Origin of the sequence: Paracoccus tibetensis (assembly GCF_900102505.1) — a bacterium.
GTDB lineage: Bacteria > Pseudomonadota > Alphaproteobacteria > Rhodobacterales > Rhodobacteraceae > Paracoccus > Paracoccus tibetensis.
Window position 1 is genome coordinate 1 of sequence record NZ_FMVT01000022.1, and the last position, 17,584, is coordinate 17,584.

Below are 17,584 nucleotides of genomic sequence, written 5' to 3' on the forward strand. Positions count from 1 at the left end.
CCAGAAAAGATTGCTCATCATCACCCCCGTCAGTTCGGGAGCTTGAATCACGCGGGCCGGACAGCCTCAAGCAAATCAATGGGTCCTGACCCTAGGAGAGATCATGGACAGCAAAGAAGATGTAGAACAGCTTGAAAAGCTGGTTGGCCAATTGCAAGGGCTGTATGCAGAGATCGGCACCTTAGCAAAGAAGAGCCCGAATGATGCGGTAAATACATTCAAACTGAAGTTCATCAATCGCGTCCTGACTATGGGAAACGAAGTGCTCGGCCGAAAATATAAACCGTTTGAGGAGTTCGATCAATTCGAGTCTGACGATGCGCCATCTACGAGTGATGTTACGATGGTCATTTCTCAGTATATGGAAGAAGCAGAGAGATTTCGCTCTGATAATGTTCGGTTCGCTAATGGTGTGTGGAAATATGTTGTGAACGGGGAGCCGAGTGAAATTCGGTCTGGCCCTCCGACAAAGATTGGGAGAAAATAATGGCGTTCGAAGACGACTACCATTTTCAGAACATCACGACGGATGCGCGGGTCGCAGAGTATGAGGCTAGTCACGACGTATTCGCTTCCTTGCTCGACGAAGTAAAAGAGCTTTCCAAGAAGAAGCCGGACGCGTCAATGAGCGCGGGAAAAGTCAAGATCGTGAACCGCGTTCTCGAAAACCTGCTTACTGTCCTCGAAGGTCAACCCGACGCAAAATATCTCGAGGCTCTCGACGACGATGATTTGCCGCAAGTCAGTGATGCCGTCTTAGTAATGGTGCAGTTCAAGTCAGCCCTCGCATCATACAGGGAACGGCACTATCAGCACCTCTCTGGCTACGGTCATCATTGGGTTACCGCGGAGTTGATTGAACAGCTTAAGGCGGACTACGACGAGGACCTTGAAGGCGACGAAGACGAAGCGTTGTAGAACGTCAGCGGAAGCGGCTGCGGCTTGTTCTCTTTTGAGGTTGGCGTCAACACAACGGCTTTGCTAAGTCTGCTTGCTTCGCTTAGCTGCCGTTCGCGCAGAGCGCAGCGAAGGTCCGCTTCCCGCCCTTTCGGTCGAATGGTGCGTTCGCCTGACCTTCGGCAGAGTAATTGTTTGCTTTTTGGCTGATGCTGCGGTCGCCATGCCACGAACGGTAAGACTGCTTCGGACTGTCAGCGACGGCAGAAAAGCCTGATCTCTTAATAGAAAGCATGTTCAGACTGGAAAGCCGACCAGCGCCAACGCGCCGTCCGGCAGGGGCCGCTGCAGCTCCTCGGCGCGGATCCCGCCGAGCCAGGCCGCCCACTCCTTGGGACGGGTGAGGATCACCGGCATGGCCTTGGGATGGATGGGCGCGATCTCGGCATTCGGTGGGCAGGTCAGGAAAGCGAAGAGATCATCGGTCGCCTCGCCATCCTTTACCTTGCGGAGCGAGGTCCAGCCCCGCGTCTCGATCCCCGCAAAGAACATCGTGGTCTCCGCGTCAGTCGGCGCGAACCACTGCACGCCCAGCCCCTTGCCCCGCGGCTCCGAGAAGCTGGTGACCGGCACCAGGCAGCGATGCCCCTGCCCCAGCCAGCGCCGCCAATGCGGCGAGCCGAGATTGCGCACGTTGGTGACACCGGGATCACGCGCGGTCTTCAGGACCGAGGGCGGCGACGGCATGCCCCACCGCGCCTTGACCAGCTCCGGCCCGTCGTCGCCGTTGCGGATGATCGGTGCCAACTGGTCGGGATAGACGCTGCCCGGCGCAAGGTTTCCGGCGCGGTCGGTCAGCCCATCGACCAACCGGGTCAGCGCCTCCTGCGAGATCGTCACGTTATACAGATTGCAGATCGCCCCATCCTCGCGCTGGTCTGGCTCCTGTTCTGGGCCTGCTTTCTGCCTGCGTCAATGACGCGGCGGCCGATGCATTGCCCCTGTTGGGGATCAGGATGGAGCAGTCTTCCGGGCAAACGGTGACTTATCCCCCGCTTTGAATCCAGCCTTTCCAACTGCTTGTGGCGTCGTCGCCCGGGCTTAAGGTGGAACGCACGCCACGCCGGTTGACAGAATGGCATCATGAGAACAAAACAGGAACTAATCAGACCTGTTCATTGCCAACCCCAAGGAGCCCCTTCCCATGCCTGCCGTCCGCCCCGCCCTGGCCGAATTGCGCGCCCGGATCGGCCAGATCGACGGCACGGGAGCGCGCCAGCACGGCGTGCTGCCCTTCGGGGTGCGGGAGCTGGACCGCCGCCTGCCACAGGGCGGCCTATCGCTCGGCGCGCTGCATGAGGTGGCGGGCGGCGGCCAGGGCGCAGTGGACGGCGCAGCGGCCGCCTGCTTCGTGGCAGGCATCGCCGCGCGCATGAAGGGCCAGGTGCTGTGGTGCGTGACCCAGGCCGATCTCTTCGCGCCGGGCCTGGCGCAGGTCGGCCTGCCGCCCGAGCGGGTGATCCATGTCGAGGCCGGGGACGACATCTCGGTTCTGGCCGCGATGGAGGAAGGGCTGCGCCATGGCGGGCTCGGCGCGGTGGTGGGCGATGTGGCGCGGCTGTCGATGACCGCCTCGCGCCGGCTGCACCTGGCCGCCAAGGGGTCGGGCACCATCGGGTTGGCGCTCAGGCGCTGGCGGCGGCAGGCGGATGCCAGCGATTTCGGGCAGCCGACCGCGGCGATGACCCGCTGGCGGGTCTCCGAGTTACCATCCGCCCCCCTGCCCGTTCCGGGCATCGGCCGGGCCCGTTGGCTCGTCGAGCTGATCCGGGCCCGGGCCGGGGATTCCTTCGATCTCGAACTGGAGGCATGCGATGGCGCGGGTCATCTCCGTCTTCCTGCCGATGTGGCCGATCGATCGGCGGCAGCGGCAGGCGGGCGTCACATCGCGCTCAGTTGAGGGGCCGCTGATCATTGCCGGCCGCGTGGGCAACCGGCGGACGATCACCGCCGCCTGCCCCGTGGCGCTTGATCTGGGCCTGCGGGTCGGCATGACGGTCAGCCGGGCGCAGGCGCTGGTGCCGGATCTGCGCATCGAGGCGGACGACGCCGGGGCGGATGCCGCGGCGCTGGAACGCCTTGCGCTGTGGCTGCTGCAGCGGGTGGCGCCCATCGTCTCTACCGATCCGCCGGACGGGATCGTCATCGACTCCACCGGCGCCGATCACCTGCATGGCGGCGAGGCGACGATGCTGGAGGCGCTGGCGGGCAAGCTGGCCCTTTCCGGCATCACAGCACGGCTGGCTTTGGCCGACAGCTGGGGCGCGGCCCATGCGCTGGCGCGGCATGGGGCGGACGGCGTTATCATCATCCCGCCAGGCGGGTTGGAGGCTGCTCTGGCGCCCTTGCCGCTCGAGGCGCTACGCCTGCCTGCTGCCACGGTGGCCGGTCTGCGGGACCTTGGCTTCGAGACCATCGGCGATCTGATGGACCAGCCGCGCGCACCCCTCACACGCCGCTTCGGCGAGGCGCTGTGCCGGCGTCTGGACCAGGCGCGGGGGCTGACCTCCGAGCCGATCGCGCCCCTGCGCCCGGAGGGACTGATCGAGATCCGCCGCGCCTTCGCCGAACCCGTCGCCGCGCCCGAGACCATCGCCCGGTATATCGGCAAGCTGGTGGTCCAGCTCTGTGCCGAGCTGGCGGCCAAGGGGCTCGGCGCGCGGCGGCTGGACCTGCTCTGTTCGCGGATCGACAACCGCACCGAGGTGCTGCGCGTGGGCCTGGCCGTGCCGCAGCGCGACCCGGCCAGGCTGACCCGGCTCTTCTGCGACCGGATCGTCACCCTCGACCCGGGTCTCGGCATCGAGATCATGACCCTGACCGCCACCATCGCCGAGCCGCTGGTGCCGCGACAGGCGGCCACCTCGCTTTTGGAGGAGACGGCGCCCGACCTCTCCGGGCTGATCGACACGCTGTCGAACCGGCTTGGGGCCCGGTCGGTCTTCCGCTTCGCAGCCGTGGCCAGCGACGTGCCGGAACGCGCCATCATCCGCATCCCGCCGCTGGCGGACACGGCCGCCCCCGGCACGGAAGCCTGGCCCGACCACTGGCCCCGGCCCGCCCGCCTGCTGCCGCGGCCCGAACTGATAGAGACCATGGCCCTGCTGCCCGACCATCCGCCGCGCTGGATCCTCTGGCGCGGGGTGCGGCGTCATGTGCAATGCGCCGACGGGCCGGAGCGGATCTTCGGCGAATGGTGGAAGCGCGACGCTGAGGCCCAGGCCGTGCGCGACTACTTCCGCATCGAGGACGAGGCCGGGGCCCGCTACTGGATCTTCCGCCAGGGCGATGGCGAGGACCGGGCCACCGGATCGCATCGCTGGTTCCTGCACGGGATATTCGGATGAGCGAGGTCTTTGGATGAGCGGTCCCCCTTACGTCGAGCTGCAGGTCACCTCGCAGTTCTCTTTCCTGCGCGGGGCGTCCTCGGCCGAGCAGCTCTTCGCGACCGCCGCCCTGATGGGGATGGAGGCGCTGGCCGTCACCGACCGCAACTCCCTGGCCGGGATCGTCCGCGCCCATGTGGCGGCCAAGGAGACCGGCGTGCGGCTGATCGTTGGCTGCCGACTGGACCTCACCTGTGGCATGTCGCTGCTGGTCTATCTGACCGACCGGCCGGCCTGGTCCCGCCTCTGCCGGCTCCTGTCGACCGGCAAGGCGCGCGCGGGCAAGGGCAAGTGCCATCTGGAATGGTCTGACGTGGCCGCCGCCTGCGAGGGCCTGATCGGCATCCTGATCCCCGACCGGGCGGATGATCTCTGCGCCCTGCAGCTGCGCCGGATGCGCGAGGCCTTCGGCGAGCGCGCCCATCTGGCGCTGACCCTGCGCCGCCGCCCCAATGACCAGCTGCGGCTGCATGAGCTGTCGAACCTCGCCGCCCGCATGCGCGTGGCGACCGTGGTCACCAACGACGTGCTGTTTCACGCCCCCGACCGCCGCATCCTGCAGGACGTGGTCACGGCGATCCGCCACAACACCACCGTCGACGACTTGGGCTTTCGTCGCGAACGTCACGCCGACCGTCACCTGAAGACGCCGGTGGAGATGCATCGGCTGTTCACCCGCTACCCCGAAGCGTTGGCCCGCTCGGCCCGGATCGCGGAGGCCTGTCGCTTCTCGCTGGACGAGCTGGAATACCAGTATCCCGAGGAGCGCGACGATCCCACCGTGACCACCCAGGCCACGCTGGAGCGGCTCACCTGGGAGGGCGCGGCCGAGCGCTATCCCGAGGGCGTCCCGCCCGAGGTCACCGCCAGCCTGCAGCACGAGCTGCGCCTGATCGACCGGCTGGACTACGCCCCCTACTTTCTGACCGTGAACAGCATCGTCCGCTTCGCCCGCTCGCGCGGCATCCTCTGCCAGGGCCGGGGGTCGGCGGCGAACTCGGCGGTCTGCTTCGTCCTCGGCATCACCTCCATCGATCCGGGCCGCAACGATCTCCTCTTCGAGCGCTTCGTCAGCGAGGAACGCCGCGAGCCCCCCGACATCGACGTGGACTTCGAGCATGAGCGCCGCGAGGAGGTCATCCAGTGGATCTACCGCACCTATGGCCGCGACCGCGCCGCGCTGACCGCGGTGGTGATCCGCTATCGCAGCAAGGGCGCCCTGCGCGATGTCGGCAAGGCACTCGGCCTGCCCGAGGACCTGATCCGCACGCTCTCCGGCCAGATCTGGGCCTGGTCCGAGGAGGGGATCACCGATGACGACCTGCGCGCGCTGAACCTCAACCCGGATGACCGCCGCCTGCGCCTGACGCTGGAACTGGCGGCACAGCTGCGCGGCACGCCGCGGCATCTCAGCCAGCATCCGGGCGGCTTCGTGCTGACCCATGACCGGCTGGACGATCTGGTGCCCATCGAGCCCGCCGCCATGGAGGATCGCCAGGTCATCGAATGGGACAAGGACGACATCGAGGCGCTGCGCTTCATGAAGGTGGATGTGCTGGCCCTCGGCATGCTGACCTGCATGGCCAAGGGGCTGCAGCTTCTGGCCGAGCACAAGGGCATCCGCCATGATCTGGCCTCGATCCCGGCCGAGGATCCGCGCACCTATGCGATGATCCGCAAGGCCGACACGCTCGGCACCTTCCAGATCGAGAGCCGCGCGCAGATGTCCATGCTGCCGCGCCTGCGCCCGCGCACCTTCTACGATCTGGTCGTGCAGGTGGCCATCGTCCGACCCGGCCCGATCCAGGGCGACATGGTCCATCCATACCTCCGCCGCCGGGCCGGACAGGAAACCGTCGACTTCCCCACCCCCGAGCTTGAGAAGGTGCTGGGCAAGACCCTCGGCGTGCCGCTCTTCCAGGAGCAGGCCATGCGCGTCGCCATCGAATGCGCGGGCTTCACGCCCGGTGAGGCAGACATGCTGCGCAAATCCATGGCGACCTTCAAGTTCACCGGCGGCGTGTCGAAGTTCCGAGACAAGCTGATCGAGGGCATGGCCGCGCGTGGCTATGACCGCGACTTTGCCGAACGCACCTTCCGCCAGCTGGAGGGCTTCGGCAGCTACGGCTTTCCTGAAAGCCATGCGGCCAGCTTCGCGCTGATCTCCTATGCCTCGGCCTGGCTCAAATGCTGGCACCCGGACGTCTTCTGCGCGGCGCTCCTGAACAGCCAGCCGATGGGGTTCTACGCCCCCGCCCAGATCGTGCGCGACGCCCGGGATCACGGGGTCGAGGTTCGCCCGGTCTGCATCAACGCTTCTCATTGGGACTGCACCTTGGAGCCGCTCGACGACGGCCGGCGCTTCGCGGTCCGGCTCGGGCTGCGGATGGTCAAGGGCCTCGCCAACGCCCATGCGGCGGCGATCGTGCTGGGCCGGGCCGATCAGCCCTTCGCCTCGGTTGAGGATCTCTGGCGCCGCGTGCGCACCCCCATTGCTGCCCTCACGCGAATTGCCGAGGCCGACGGCTTCCGCCCTGCCCTGCGCCTCGGTCGCCGCGAGGCGCTGTGGCACCTCAAGGGGCTGGCCGACGAGGACCTGCCCCTCTTCGCCGCCGCCGAGGCGCGCGCAGCGCCCCCGGAGTTCACCGAGCCTACCGTCAAACTGCGCCCGATGGCCGCCGGGCGCGAGGTGGTCGAGGATTACGGCCATACCGGCCTGTCGCTGCGCCGCCACCCGGTGGCCTTCCTGCGTGAGGATCTGACCCGCCGCGGGATGATCCCCTGCGCGGAAGCGATGGCCTCCCGCAACCGTCGCCGCTGCGAGGTCGCGGGCATCGTGCTGGTCCGCCAGCGCCCGGGCTCCGCCAAAGGCGTGATGTTCATCACGCTCGAGGATGAGACAGGCATCGCCAACCTGGTCGTCTGGCCCAAGGTCTTCGACGCCAACCGCCGCACCATCCTCGGCGCCGGCATGATCTCCATCGCCGGCCAGGTGCAGCGCGAGGGCGAGGTCGTCCACCTCGTCGTCCACCGCATCACCGACCTCTCAACTGACCTTGCCAGCATCGGCCAGCGTGGCGACGCCTTCCCGCTGACCCACGGGCGCGGCGACGAGTTCAGGGCAGCGGCCGGGAGCCTGATCGGCAATGCCGGACCGCCGACGCCGCGCGACATCTACATCCCGGATCTGCATATCGACACCGTCAGGGTGAAGACGAAGGACTTTAGGTAAGGTGACGCTGGGCCACCGCAGCTCGGGAGAGGGCGCATCACTATGGGCGGAAAGCTGTCTGACGCTGGCGCGGCAGAGCATGTGCAGCATCAAGCGGAAGCGGACACTGGCGGTGCTACGCTTATGCTAGTGCAGGAGGTCGGCTGCAGCCTCAGGAAGAAGCGCATTCGCTATGCTGCTTCAGCCACCACCTTCCGACTTGCGCCTTCGTCCCGGGAGCAATCTCTGATGTTTGGCTGTAAAGACGGCCGCTCAGCCTTGAATGGTCGCTGACCCTTCAGAGACCGCATAGGATCTCCTGCAGGTGGAGTGTTGCAGATGGCTGCCAATCGCGGCGCTGCAGGCGATTGTCCGACAGAACGCTCACCGGGTGAGGATTATCGCGTCGGGGAGGAGAGAGTCCGACCTTGCCAAGTCGTGCAAGTCACGCAGTAACATTGGCACGGTTGAGCAGCCGGGTTGTAACACCGCCGAGGGGGCCGAGGCTATCGAGCCAGGACTAATTTCGCGCGGTGCTTAACGTCGCCGAAGAGCGTGACCACGACGCGGCTGAAGTTCAGCTGCCACAGGCGGAGCTTCGCGAATTTGTTGAGCGGCGTGTCTCACTAAGGTCACGCCGAGAGCTTCTTCAAGCCCTCCACCAAAGTTGAAGCTCAACGGGCTTCAGGTGGTGTCAAATGTAGTGGGTGATTCGCGTCCGATTTCGACGCAGCGTTTGAATTGTCTGCTTTACTCACTGGAAGTCGAGGGCGCCCCTTGAGACGTATGTTCCGGATCCGAAGACGCCTGAAGTAGTTCGGGAGGGAGATGAGCCGCCTTCTCCATCCGATCGCGGTGCAACGAGGCGCGAGCGAGAAGCATCAGCGTCACGGGAACCGTGGCAATGACGGCAAAACCAACGACCAGCTCGTGCAGGATCGGGCGGTCCTGCACCCAGCTAGCAAGGAGTGCGGACGCGAGTGCAATCCCGCCGGTCCCCCAGCTTGTCGCCAGCGTCGGCGCATGCAGCCGGTCATAAAAGCTGCCGAGGCGCAGGAAGCCCCAGGCTCCGATCAGGGTGAGGGTCGAGCCAAGGACCACGAACACCGCAATGACAACGCTGAGCCAAATCGGCACCGTTCCAAGGCCGCTCATTCGATAACCTCCCCGCGGAAGAGAAACTTGGCCAGCGCGATCGAAGCGACAAAGCCCAACACTGCGATGACCATCGCCGCCTCGAACAGGAAGATCGAGCCGAGCCTCATCCCGGTAACCAGGAACAGCAGCATCACAGCAATATAAAGCGTGTCCAGCGCCAGCACGCGGTCCTGCGCGCGGGGCCCCTTCAGGATGCGGATGCCGGCAAGGCAGGCGGCCAGTGCCAGCGCCAATTGGGCATAGGTCAGCGACCAGAGCAGGATTGTGTGGCTCATTCGAAGATCTCCTGCAGCATGGGAACGTAGACGTTGTTCACGACGTGGAGGTAGTGCTCGGACTCGGCGCCATCGAAGACATGCAGCACGAGTGTGCCCGTCTCGGAGACATATTCCACCCAGGCCGTTCCGGGGGTCGCGGTCAGAATAATCGCCAGAACTGCAAGACCCGTCGGGCTGCGAAGCTCAACCGGGATGAGAAGGAAGCTCGACCTCCGGCAGCCGCTCCCCTCCGTCAGCAACAGCCGCGCGACCGCGATGTTCGAGCGGATGATATCCACGAACAGCGTCCAGGCCAGTCGCGGCAGCATCCGGAGGCTGCGCGTCGGCACCCGCTCCGGCTGGAGGGCGTGCATCGTCCAGCTTGCGAAGACGGCAAGGCCCAAACCAAGCATCAGATTGCCGAGGGAGAAGCGCGTCAGAACCATCCACATGCCGGCAAGCACCAGCACCAGCAGCGGATGCGGCAGAAGTCGTGCAATCATGGCTGTTCCTCCCCCGTGCCCGGCAGCATCGGCACGGTCGTGCGCGCGGCGCCGAAGACGCCATAGGCGTAAAGCGATCGATCCTGCAGCGCCTCGACTGTATTGCCGGTATAACGCAAAACGGCCTCGGACTTGATGCTCATTACGCCCAGAAGCGCGATCAGGACTAGCGCAGGCGCCACCTCGAGGGCCATGACCGAGGACGAGGCCTCGTCGCTGCCCCAGAACGTCTGGATGCCGATCCGCGCCAAGGCGATGATCGTGCCGAGGCCGGACAGGATCAACAGGGCGATGAAGCTCCAGTTCAGGAAGGTTGCCGCCGGAGCATCGGCCAGCGCGCCCTGGATCATCCCAAGCTTGCCGACAAAGCCCGGCAGCGGCGGCAAGCCTGCCAGGACAATGGCGCATATGCCGAAGCACACGCTGATTAAGGTCAGCCCTGCCGGCATGGCCGGGCCGTCAGGTGTCTCGGCCCCAAGGCTCTCGTCCTTGCCCGTCCCGTAGATCTCGGCCGTCAAGGCCAGCATGGCGGCGATGCCGCCGTCGTCACGGCTCATCGGTTCGACCAGCAGGAACAGCGTTGCCGTCGCCAGCGTCGAGCCGATCATGTAGTAAAGCGCCGCCGTCAGCATCCAGCCGCCGCCCCCGGCCAGTGCGAAGCCGATCACGGCGAGCACGGTTCCCGACGACAGGATCACGGCATAGGCAGCGATCCGCCCCAGGCTCTGGGACGCCAAAGTCCCGAAAAGCGCGAAGGCAACGCTTGCAAGCCCCAGAAGGATCAGCACCTCGGCGCCCCATCCGGTCAGTCCGGTCCCCTCCTCGGCGAACAGAAGCATGGACAGGCGCAGGATGGCATAGATACCGACCTTGGTCAGGATTGCGAAGATCGCCCCGACCGGGGCCGCCGCACTCATGTAGGCGTTTGGTAGCCAGAAGGACAAAGGCCAGGATCCGGCCTTGATGAGGAAGGCGACACCCAGTAGCGCAAAGCCCATCTTCAGCAGCGGCTGGTCCACCGCCGGGATCATCGGCGCAAGGTTCGCGAGATGCGCCATGTTGAGCGTTCCGGTGACGCCGTAGATCAGGCTGACCCCCAGCAGGAAAAGCAGCGAGGCGGCCAGGTTCACCGCGATGTAATGCATCCCCGCCCGCACCCGCGCCTGCCCCGATCCGTGCAGCAGCAGCCCGTAGGACGCGGCCAGCAGCACCTCGAAGAAGACGAACAGGTTGAAGAGGTCCCCGGTCAGGAACGCGCCGTTCAGCCCCATCAACAGGAACTGGAACAGTGAGAAGTAATGCTGCCCCTGCCGGTGCCAGACCGCGCGGGAATAGACCAGCGAGGCAAGGCCGATGATCGCCGTCAGCACCAGCATCATGGCCGAGAGGTGGTCGACCACCAGAACGATTGCCATGGGGGCCGCCCAGTTGCCCAGCAGGTAAAAACCGATGCCGCCGCTGCCGGCCTCCTTCGCCTCGAGAAGCAGGCGGATCGCGACGAGCAGTAGCAGCCCGGCTGAGATGAGGCTCAGCCAGAACTTCGCCGACCTTTGCCGGTCGTCATAGAGCAGCATCAGGGCGCCGGCGATGAAGGGGATCAGGATCGGTGCGATGATGAGGTGCTGGATCATGGCAGCTCACGCTCCTTTCCATCGACATGGTCGGTGCCGGTGAAGCCCCGCGCCGCGATCATCACGACGAGGAACAGAGCTGTCGTCGCGAAGCTGATCACGATGGCCGTCAGCACCAGCGCCTGCGGCAGCGGGTCCGCATAGCGCGTCGGATCTATGAAGCCACCCTTCGGCATGATCGCCGGCGCTCCGAGCGTCAGCCGGCCCATCGAGAAGATGAAGAGGTTGACCGCATAGGACAGAAGGCAGAGCCCGATGATGACCTGAAAGCTGCGCGGGCGCAGCAGCAGCCAGATCCCCGAGGCGGTCAGCACGCCGATGGCGAATGACAGGATCAGTTCCATCAGCGGGACTCCTCGTTCTCGTCATGCTCGCGCAGGCGCGCGGCGCGCAGGGACTGGTGGGCGATCGCGATCAGCATCAGGACAGTTGCGCCCATGACCAGCGCAAAGACGCCCAGATCAAAAACCAGCGCCGTGGCTGCGGGCACGTCCCCGATCAGCGGCAGCGTGACATACTGGGCGTAGGCCGTCAGGAAAGGATAGCCGAAGACCCATGAGCCCATGCCCGTGCCCACCGCGATCAGCAGGCCCATTCCGATCCAGCGGATCGGCAGGACGGTCAGCCGCGCCTCGACCCACCGGACATTGGTGGCGAGGTATTGCAGCAGGAAGGCAATGGCCATCGTGACGCCGGCGGCGAAGCCTCCGCCCGGTAGATCGTGGCCGCGGAAGAAGAAGTAGGCCGCGATCATCATAAGGACCGGGAACATCCAGATCATGATGACCGAGGGCACCAGGAGGTAGTCGTCCAGCATCCGGCCGTTGGTCTGGCGTTGCTGATCTGGTTGCTTGATGCTTTCCGGTGCCGGACGGAAGCGACGCAGCAGTGCGTAGATCGTCAGCGCGACGACGGCCAGGACCGCGATTTCGCCAAAGGTGTCGAACGCGCGGAAATCGACCAGGATGACGTTGACGACGTTGGTGCCGCCACCTTCGTAGTAGGCATTCGCCAGGAACCAGTCGCCCACATTGCGCACCAGGGGCCGGGTCATCATGGCGTATGCCACGGTCGCGACGCCAGCCCCGCCGACGGTGGCAATAACGAGGTCCTGCGCTCGTCGCCTACGAGCTTGCGCGCTGTTGTCGCCCTTGATGGCCTCGCGGCGCTGCGGCAGCCAGCGCAGGCCCAGAAGTAGAAGGACCGTGGTGACGACCTCGACCAAAAGCTGCGTCACCGCCAGATCGGGCGCCGAGAGCCAAGCGAAGGTCAGGCAGGTCACCAGCCCCGCGCCCCCCAGCATAACCAGTGCGGCGAAGCGATGATACTTCGCCTGCGCGGCGGCACCGATGGCGCAGCCGGCGCCAACCAGCCACATCAGGGCAAAGCCGCCGCTGAAGTCGTTGCCCCGCCGCACTTCGGCAAAGGCAAAAGCTCCCCAAGCTGCAGCCCCGGCGGCCAAGACCGCCGCGACAACCAGCAGCCGCAGCTGGGGCTGAAGCCGCTCGGTCGCGATCCAGCTCATCATCCGCCGCGGATAGACCCAGCCCAACTTCAGCATCCCGCGGTCGAACACCGTTTGCGCGCGCAGATGGTGCAGAAGTGGCGGTCCCTCGGGACCGGATGGAAGCTGCGCCCGCAAGGATAGCCATAGCGCGATGCCGACGACAAAGGCGATGATGCTCAGCATCAGCGCCTCGTTGAAGCCGTGCCAGATGGCGATCTTCTCGGGCATGAAGCCGAGGCCGACCACCGACAGCGCCGCGTCGTTGACGAGGGTGCCGACGATCAGCATCGGCACCAGTCCCACCGCAAGGCAGCCTGCCGCCAGCAGAGCAACCGGCAGGGTCATTGCCAGCCCCGGCTCGGACGGCATCTTCAACAGTGGCCCGGCGGGGGCGCCGAAGAAGACCGCCATGACCAGCCGGATGGAATAAGCGACCGAGAAGACGCTGCCAACGACCGCAAGATAGGGCAGCGCCGCATCCAGGGCGGTGCCGTTGTGCCAAGCTGCGGATTCGGCCAAGAACATTTCCTTGGACAAAAAGCCATTCAGCAGCGGCACCCCGGCCATTGCCGCCGAGGCGATGATGGCCAGCGTCGCCGTCAGCGGCATGGTGCGCCGCAGCCCGCCAAGGCGGCGGATGTCGCGCGTTCCGGTCTGGTGATCCACCGTGCCCGCCGTCATGAACAGCGCCGCCTTGAACATCGCGTGGTTCACGATGTGGAAGATCGCAGCCAGGATGGCGCCGGGGCTGCCGATCCCGGCCAGCGCGGTGATCAGGCCCAATTGGCTGATGGTGGAGTAGGCCAGCAGCCCCTTCAGGTCGTTGCGGAAAATCGCGATCAGCCCGCCGATCAGCATCGTGGCCATGCCGATGCCTGTGACGGCCAGGAACCAGGCTTCGGTTCCGCCAAGCGCGGGCGAGAAGCGGATCAGCAGGAACACTCCAGCCTTGACCATCGTCGCGCTGTGCAGGAAGGCCGAGACAGGGGTCGGCGCCGACATCGCGCCGGGCAGCCAGAAATGGAACGGGAACTGCGCCGATTTGGTGAAGGCGCCGATCAGGACCAGCGTCAGCGCCAGGCTGTAGAGCGGGTGCCCGGTGATACGTGCGCCCGAGGTCAGCACTTCATCGAGGTCGTAGCTGCCTGCGATCTGCCCGATGACCAGCATGCCGAGCAGCAGGCAGAGGCCTCCGGTCGCGGTGACCAGGAGCGCCGTGCGCGCCCCGTCCCGAGCGGCGGCGCCCTTGTGCCAGAAGCCGATCAGCAGGAACGAGAACAGCGATGTCAGCTCCCAGAAGACGACCAACATCAGGATGTTTCCGGACAGAAGGATACCCTGCATCGCGCCGGTGAAGCCCAGCAGCAGCGCGAAAAACCGGGCGAGCCCGTCCTTGCCCGCCATGTAGCCGCGCGCATAGGTCACAACCAGCAGCCCGATCCCCGACACCAGCGTGGCGAAGAGCCAGGAGAAGCCATCAAGGCGCAGGGGCAGCCCGAGCCCGGCTGACGGGACCCAATCCAGCTCGACCCGCAGCACGGCACCGTCGATGACGGCGGGGGCGAGCGCGGCCAGCAGCACGAGGGCCAGCGCCATCGACAGTCCCGCGACCAGCGCTGACATGCGTTGCGGCAGCGCCGCGACCAGCAAGGCTGCCGCAAAGGGCAGCATGGCGAGGAGCAGCAACTGGTTCTGCAGGGCAACGCCTGCCATCGGCTCCATTGGGGCGCGTTCCTTTCTGTTATGATTTTAGGTCCTGCCGCAGCCTAAGCTGCAGCAGGCGACGCTTCAGCCAATCACCAGCCATGCGACAAGCGCAAGGACCACTGCGGCAAGCGAAGCGTAAAACAAAGGCCAGAAAGCCCGTCGGTTGTAGATCGGTGCTTCCTCGCCACAGCTGTCGCAACGGGCCAGGCCAAAGGTCATCTTGGCGCCGCAGGCAGGGCAACCGAACTTTTTTTCGGGCTGCGGCGGCGCTTTTTCATTTACGCTCATGCCTCAGCCTCCAAATCCGGCAGCAAGCGAGGTTGCCAGCATGGCTGCAGCAATCAGCCCAATGATGAGCGACTTGATCTTCGGTGATGTCATTATCTTGTTCCAACGCATCAAGGCAGCGGCAAATTCAGTCTGCCGGAGCTCATGGCGAATTATCTGGAAGGACGGCGGTGTCAGGACCGCACATCTCATGCGGAACCAGGCGCTGCGCACACCGACAACCCCTTTCGAGGAAGGTGGCAGCGTCAGAAGACCTGGCTAGACCGTGAGCGGACCCGGCGGAGCACGCACTCGAGGTCGCCAATGAGAGGCATTGGAACCGTCTGCACCAACTGCGCGGAAGGACAACCGTCGTTGAACCGTCGGCTGCTGGGGCAGCGACGAGACAGCAACTGGCAGGAACAGGTGAAAGTCGAAGCTGCCTGGCTTCAGCGGTCTGAAGGAGGCCGCGCCGTGCCCTGTCAGGATTGCCAGCTGACTCGGCCGCGCTGCCTGTAGAAGTGGGGCGGGCGCCTGCTTCAGAGCCTGAACGGAGGGACCGGAAAGATCAGGTGTGGAGGAAGTCGACACCACTCCAAGCTGCATCAGCCCGATCAGGACGATCGAGAGGCGCAGAAACCTCAGGAGGGCAAGAAGAGGGGGCTCCATTCTTGCTCTTGTGCCCGCTGCGCCATCTTCGGACAAGGGCCATCCCTCCAGCGGTTCAAGATCGCGGAGGTGTCGTGGAGGCTTCCAAAGCAGGTGCTCCTCCGTCAGTTTCGTCATCGGGCAGACCTTCCCGCGACAGCATGACCGCGACCGGACGCAGCCAGGGGATCTGCGCGCAGACGATCATCAGGGCGACCATGATCGGCACGGCAAGGAATGTGCCGGGAATGCCCCAGACAAGACCCCAGAAGGCCAATGACAGGATGATGCCGAAGCTGGATAGGCGGAGCGTCTGGCCGAGCAGCATTGGGTCCAGGACGTTCCCTATAGCGAATTGGACACCCGTTATGCCGAGACAGATAACGACGGTCAGCGTGGTGTCGCCGGTGAGCACAAAGGTCAGGATCGTTGCGATTGCTGTTGCGATGATCGAGCCGATGGCGGGGATGAAATTCAGCACGAACGTCAGGATCGCGACTGCCACGGCAAGATCCAGCCCCGCCGCTCGGAAAATAAGCCAGACCAGGAAGGCCGTGACTGCACTGACGCCCGTTTTCACAACAAGGTAGCGGTTCACGCGGTGCATGATCGTGCTGATCATGCGGCGCACGTCGGCGGCTTTCCGATGGTCTCCCGTGAGGCGTTCGATCTTGAGGGGAAACCAGCTCCGTTCGGCAAACATGAAGCCGACGAAAAGGATGACCAGGACGCTTCCTTGAAGAACGCCCGAAGCCTGTCCGGCCAGCGCGCGGATCCACCCCGTGATGTTGAGACCGGTCAGGACCAGCATGATCCGCTCCTGTGCCTCGGGACCGAGCCGCTCGATCAGATCGGGCAGCATGGTCTGGGCGCGCTCGGCATAGGTGATGGCGAGAAAGACGATCTCGTTGACCTGAGCCATGATCGTCGTCGCGACCCAGAGAAGCCCCAGGGCGATTGCGATCAGCGCCAGCGTCGTCGCCAACCAGTTCGGCACACGGAGCCGCGTAGAGATGGCATGGATCGCATCTGAGGTCAGCGAGAAGAGGATGATGGCGATAGCGAGGGCGACAAGGATGAAGCGAGCCTGAACCAGCATGAAGAGCAGAAGTGCAAAGGCGATGAGGCCCAGAAAGCCGGTTTGCAGCCGCTCGCGCAGCACGGTGTCGCTTGATCGATCCAAAGGCCGGAAATCCTTCAGCATAGGGATAATCCAGATGCTCAGCACGGCGTCGATTGACATGCAATCACTGTCAGTCTGAAGCGGAGCAGCTTTTTTTCAGCATTGCTTGAACCGGTTGCCGGCGTGCCCTTCAACTTCGTCCGCCGCTCAATGTGGCGCAGGTTGGGAGTATGTCAGACCAGAGCAAGAGGTTGCAGCCCGCATAGGCGTTGCGGACGCTTTCGGGTTTTCTCGTATTTGCTCCGGTGCAATACTGCCAAGACGCTCAACAACAGGCCAGAATCTTGCACGCTGATGCTGAAATCAATCCTTGTTGCCTCTGATCTTTCGTCCCGCTCAAAGTTCGCCGTCCAGCGTGCTGTGCAACTGGCCGAGGGATCGGGTGCGGTGCTCTGCATTCTGCATGTGGTCGAGGACAACCTGCCAGAAGAAGGGAGCCGTCAAGAGATCCAGGCAGCCGAGGATTACCTGAAAGATCAAGCCGCGGGCTTCGGCAAGCCGCCCGCCTGCCACGTCACGGTAGCCACGGGTCGCGCCTTCCAGGTGATTGAGGAAGAAGCAAGCGCTCGGGAGGCTGATCTGATCGTCATGGGAGCGCATCGGCGGCAACCGCTGCGCGATTTGTTTGTCGGAACAACGATAGAGCGCGTCATCCGCACAGCGAGGCGACCGGTCCTGATGGCGAACTCCAAAACCGGCGAGCGCTGGCGGAAGGTGTTCATTGCTACGGACATGTCAGAAGCCTCGGGCCAGGCAGCTCGCAGGGCGCATGCGCTCGGAATGCTGGAAAATGCCCATGTCACCTTCGTGCATGGCTACGCACCGATTACGCGCCAGATGATGATCCATGCCGGCATCCCGGCCGAGCGGATCCATGAGGAGGCTGAGCGGGAGTTACAGTCCAAGCGCGGCGAGCTTGGACAATTCATTGAAGGCCTCAACCTTCGAGGGTTGAAATACAATACCCGTATAATTGAAGGCGTCGGCGCCGATGCCATCATCGAATGCGTGGAACAGGCGAAGCCCGATCTTCTGGTGATCGGCACGCGCGGCCTATCTGGCGTCAAGCGACTGTTTCTGGGCAGCGTGGCGCAGCAACTCATGGGATGCGTTGAAGTCGATGTCCTGGCGGTCCCGCCGCAGGCATAAGCGGCGCGGGGGCAGCACAT

At 64.7% G+C, this 17,584-nt stretch carries 15 protein-coding genes; 6 read left to right on the top strand and 9 right to left on the bottom strand.

Going from position 1 to position 17,584, the window contains the following annotated elements; all coding sequences use genetic code 11:
* Positions 1–103 precede the first annotated feature (103 nt).
* Entirely contained in the window at positions 104–487 is a 384-nt protein-coding gene (locus BLP73_RS18175; protein WP_090748241.1) for a hypothetical protein, read from the top strand.
* The gene (locus tag BLP73_RS18180) at positions 487–918 is read left to right on the top strand and encodes a hypothetical protein (RefSeq protein ID WP_090748244.1); all 432 of its coding nucleotides are present in this window, start codon (positions 487–489) and stop codon (positions 916–918) included. The genes BLP73_RS18175 and BLP73_RS18180 overlap by 1 nt, the downstream gene beginning before the upstream one ends.
* Before the next feature lie 276 nt (positions 919–1,194).
* Here BLP73_RS18180 and BLP73_RS18185 read toward each other — a convergent pair whose 3' ends face one another.
* The gene (locus BLP73_RS18185; RefSeq protein WP_090748247.1) at positions 1,195–1,815 is read right to left on the bottom strand and encodes an SOS response-associated peptidase family protein; all 621 of its coding nucleotides are present in this window, start codon (positions 1,813–1,815) and stop codon (positions 1,195–1,197) included.
* A gap of 286 nt (positions 1,816–2,101) precedes the next feature.
* Here BLP73_RS18185 and BLP73_RS18190 point away from each other — a divergent pair, with 286 nt between their 5' ends.
* Genes BLP73_RS18190 through BLP73_RS18200 form a run of 3 tightly spaced genes read left to right on the top strand, consistent with a single transcriptional unit; the run spans position 2,102 to position 7,575 of the window.
* The gene (locus BLP73_RS18190; RefSeq protein WP_090748249.1) at positions 2,102–2,857 is read left to right on the top strand and encodes an ImuA family protein; all 756 of its coding nucleotides are present in this window, start codon (positions 2,102–2,104) and stop codon (positions 2,855–2,857) included.
* Positions 2,802–4,304: a Y-family DNA polymerase gene (locus BLP73_RS18195; protein ID WP_245686752.1), complete on the top strand. Its 1,503-nt coding sequence runs from the start codon at positions 2,802–2,804 to the stop codon at positions 4,302–4,304. Before BLP73_RS18190 ends, BLP73_RS18195 begins: the two co-directional genes overlap by 56 nt.
* A gap of 13 nt (positions 4,305–4,317) precedes the next feature.
* A complete protein-coding gene (locus BLP73_RS18200) occupies positions 4,318–7,575 on the top strand; it encodes an error-prone DNA polymerase (RefSeq protein WP_090748255.1) in 3,258 nt (1,085 codons plus the stop codon).
* A gap of 729 nt (positions 7,576–8,304) precedes the next feature.
* Here BLP73_RS18200 and mnhG read toward each other — a convergent pair.
* The 8 genes from mnhG to BLP73_RS18235 form a co-directional block, all read right to left on the bottom strand.
* Positions 8,305–8,709, bottom strand: coding sequence for a monovalent cation/H(+) antiporter subunit G (gene mnhG / locus BLP73_RS18205; protein ID WP_090748258.1), 405 nt, complete (start codon positions 8,707–8,709; stop codon positions 8,305–8,307).
* Positions 8,706–8,987, bottom strand: coding sequence for a K+/H+ antiporter subunit F (locus tag BLP73_RS18210; protein ID WP_090748261.1), 282 nt, complete (start codon positions 8,985–8,987; stop codon positions 8,706–8,708). Before BLP73_RS18210 ends, mnhG begins: the two co-directional genes overlap by 4 nt.
* The gene (locus tag BLP73_RS18215; protein WP_245686753.1) at positions 8,984–9,472 is read right to left on the bottom strand and encodes a Na+/H+ antiporter subunit E; all 489 of its coding nucleotides are present in this window, start codon (positions 9,470–9,472) and stop codon (positions 8,984–8,986) included. Before BLP73_RS18215 ends, BLP73_RS18210 begins: the two co-directional genes overlap by 4 nt.
* Positions 9,469–11,103 (bottom strand): monovalent cation/H+ antiporter subunit D, encoded by a 1,635-nt coding sequence (locus BLP73_RS18220; RefSeq protein ID WP_090748264.1) that lies wholly within the window; start codon positions 11,101–11,103, stop codon positions 9,469–9,471. The genes BLP73_RS18215 and BLP73_RS18220 overlap by 4 nt, the downstream gene beginning before the upstream one ends.
* Positions 11,100–11,447, bottom strand: coding sequence for a Na+/H+ antiporter subunit C (locus BLP73_RS18225; protein WP_090748267.1), 348 nt, complete (start codon positions 11,445–11,447; stop codon positions 11,100–11,102). Before BLP73_RS18225 ends, BLP73_RS18220 begins: the two co-directional genes overlap by 4 nt.
* Positions 11,447–14,323, bottom strand: coding sequence for a monovalent cation/H+ antiporter subunit A (locus BLP73_RS18230; protein WP_090748303.1), 2,877 nt, complete (start codon positions 14,321–14,323; stop codon positions 11,447–11,449). The genes BLP73_RS18225 and BLP73_RS18230 overlap by 1 nt, the downstream gene beginning before the upstream one ends.
* Positions 14,324–14,398: 75 nt before the next feature.
* Positions 14,399–14,605, bottom strand: a complete 207-nt coding sequence (locus BLP73_RS19195; protein ID WP_139166033.1) for a hypothetical protein — start codon at positions 14,603–14,605, stop codon at positions 14,399–14,401.
* A gap of 703 nt (positions 14,606–15,308) precedes the next feature.
* Entirely contained in the window at positions 15,309–16,436 is a 1,128-nt protein-coding gene (locus tag BLP73_RS18235; protein WP_090748305.1) for an AI-2E family transporter, read from the bottom strand.
* A gap of 273 nt (positions 16,437–16,709) precedes the next feature.
* On the opposite strand from BLP73_RS18235, the gene BLP73_RS18240 reads away from it, so the two are divergent.
* A complete protein-coding gene (locus BLP73_RS18240; protein WP_175453440.1) occupies positions 16,710–17,564 on the top strand; it encodes a universal stress protein in 855 nt (284 codons plus the stop codon).
* The last annotated feature ends 20 nt before the right edge of the window (positions 17,565–17,584 follow it).

What these genes read in the sequence shown, in the direction of transcription:
- BLP73_RS18175 (WP_090748241.1), top strand. Translation starts at nt 104, where the DNA reads ATGGACAGCAAAGAAGATGTAGAACAGCTTGAAAAGCTGGTTGGCCAA.
- BLP73_RS18180 (WP_090748244.1), top strand. Translation starts at nt 487, where the DNA reads ATGGCGTTCGAAGACGACTACCATTTTCAGAACATCACGACGGATGCG.
- BLP73_RS18190 (WP_090748249.1), top strand. Translation starts at nt 2,102, where the DNA reads ATGCCTGCCGTCCGCCCCGCCCTGGCCGAATTGCGCGCCCGGATCGGC.
- BLP73_RS18195 (WP_245686752.1), top strand. Translation starts at nt 2,802, where the DNA reads ATGTGGCCGATCGATCGGCGGCAGCGGCAGGCGGGCGTCACATCGCGC.
- BLP73_RS18200 (WP_090748255.1), top strand. Translation starts at nt 4,318, where the DNA reads ATGAGCGGTCCCCCTTACGTCGAGCTGCAGGTCACCTCGCAGTTCTCT.
- mnhG (WP_090748258.1), bottom strand. Translation starts at nt 8,709, where the DNA reads ATGAGCGGCCTTGGAACGGTGCCGATTTGGCTCAGCGTTGTCATTGCG.
- BLP73_RS18210 (WP_090748261.1), bottom strand. Translation starts at nt 8,987, where the DNA reads ATGAGCCACACAATCCTGCTCTGGTCGCTGACCTATGCCCAATTGGCG.
- BLP73_RS18215 (WP_245686753.1), bottom strand. Translation starts at nt 9,472, where the DNA reads ATGATTGCACGACTTCTGCCGCATCCGCTGCTGGTGCTGGTGCTTGCC.
- BLP73_RS18220 (WP_090748264.1), bottom strand. Translation starts at nt 11,103, where the DNA reads ATGATCCAGCACCTCATCATCGCACCGATCCTGATCCCCTTCATCGCC.
- BLP73_RS18225 (WP_090748267.1), bottom strand. Translation starts at nt 11,447, where the DNA reads ATGGAACTGATCCTGTCATTCGCCATCGGCGTGCTGACCGCCTCGGGG.
- BLP73_RS18230 (WP_090748303.1), bottom strand. Translation starts at nt 14,323, where the DNA reads ATGGCAGGCGTTGCCCTGCAGAACCAGTTGCTGCTCCTCGCCATGCTG.
- BLP73_RS19195 (WP_139166033.1), bottom strand. Translation starts at nt 14,605, where the DNA reads ATGAGCGTAAATGAAAAAGCGCCGCCGCAGCCCGAAAAAAAGTTCGGT.
- BLP73_RS18235 (WP_090748305.1), bottom strand. Translation starts at nt 16,436, where the DNA reads ATGCTGAAGGATTTCCGGCCTTTGGATCGATCAAGCGACACCGTGCTG.
- BLP73_RS18240 (WP_175453440.1), top strand. Translation starts at nt 16,710, where the DNA reads ATGCTGAAATCAATCCTTGTTGCCTCTGATCTTTCGTCCCGCTCAAAG.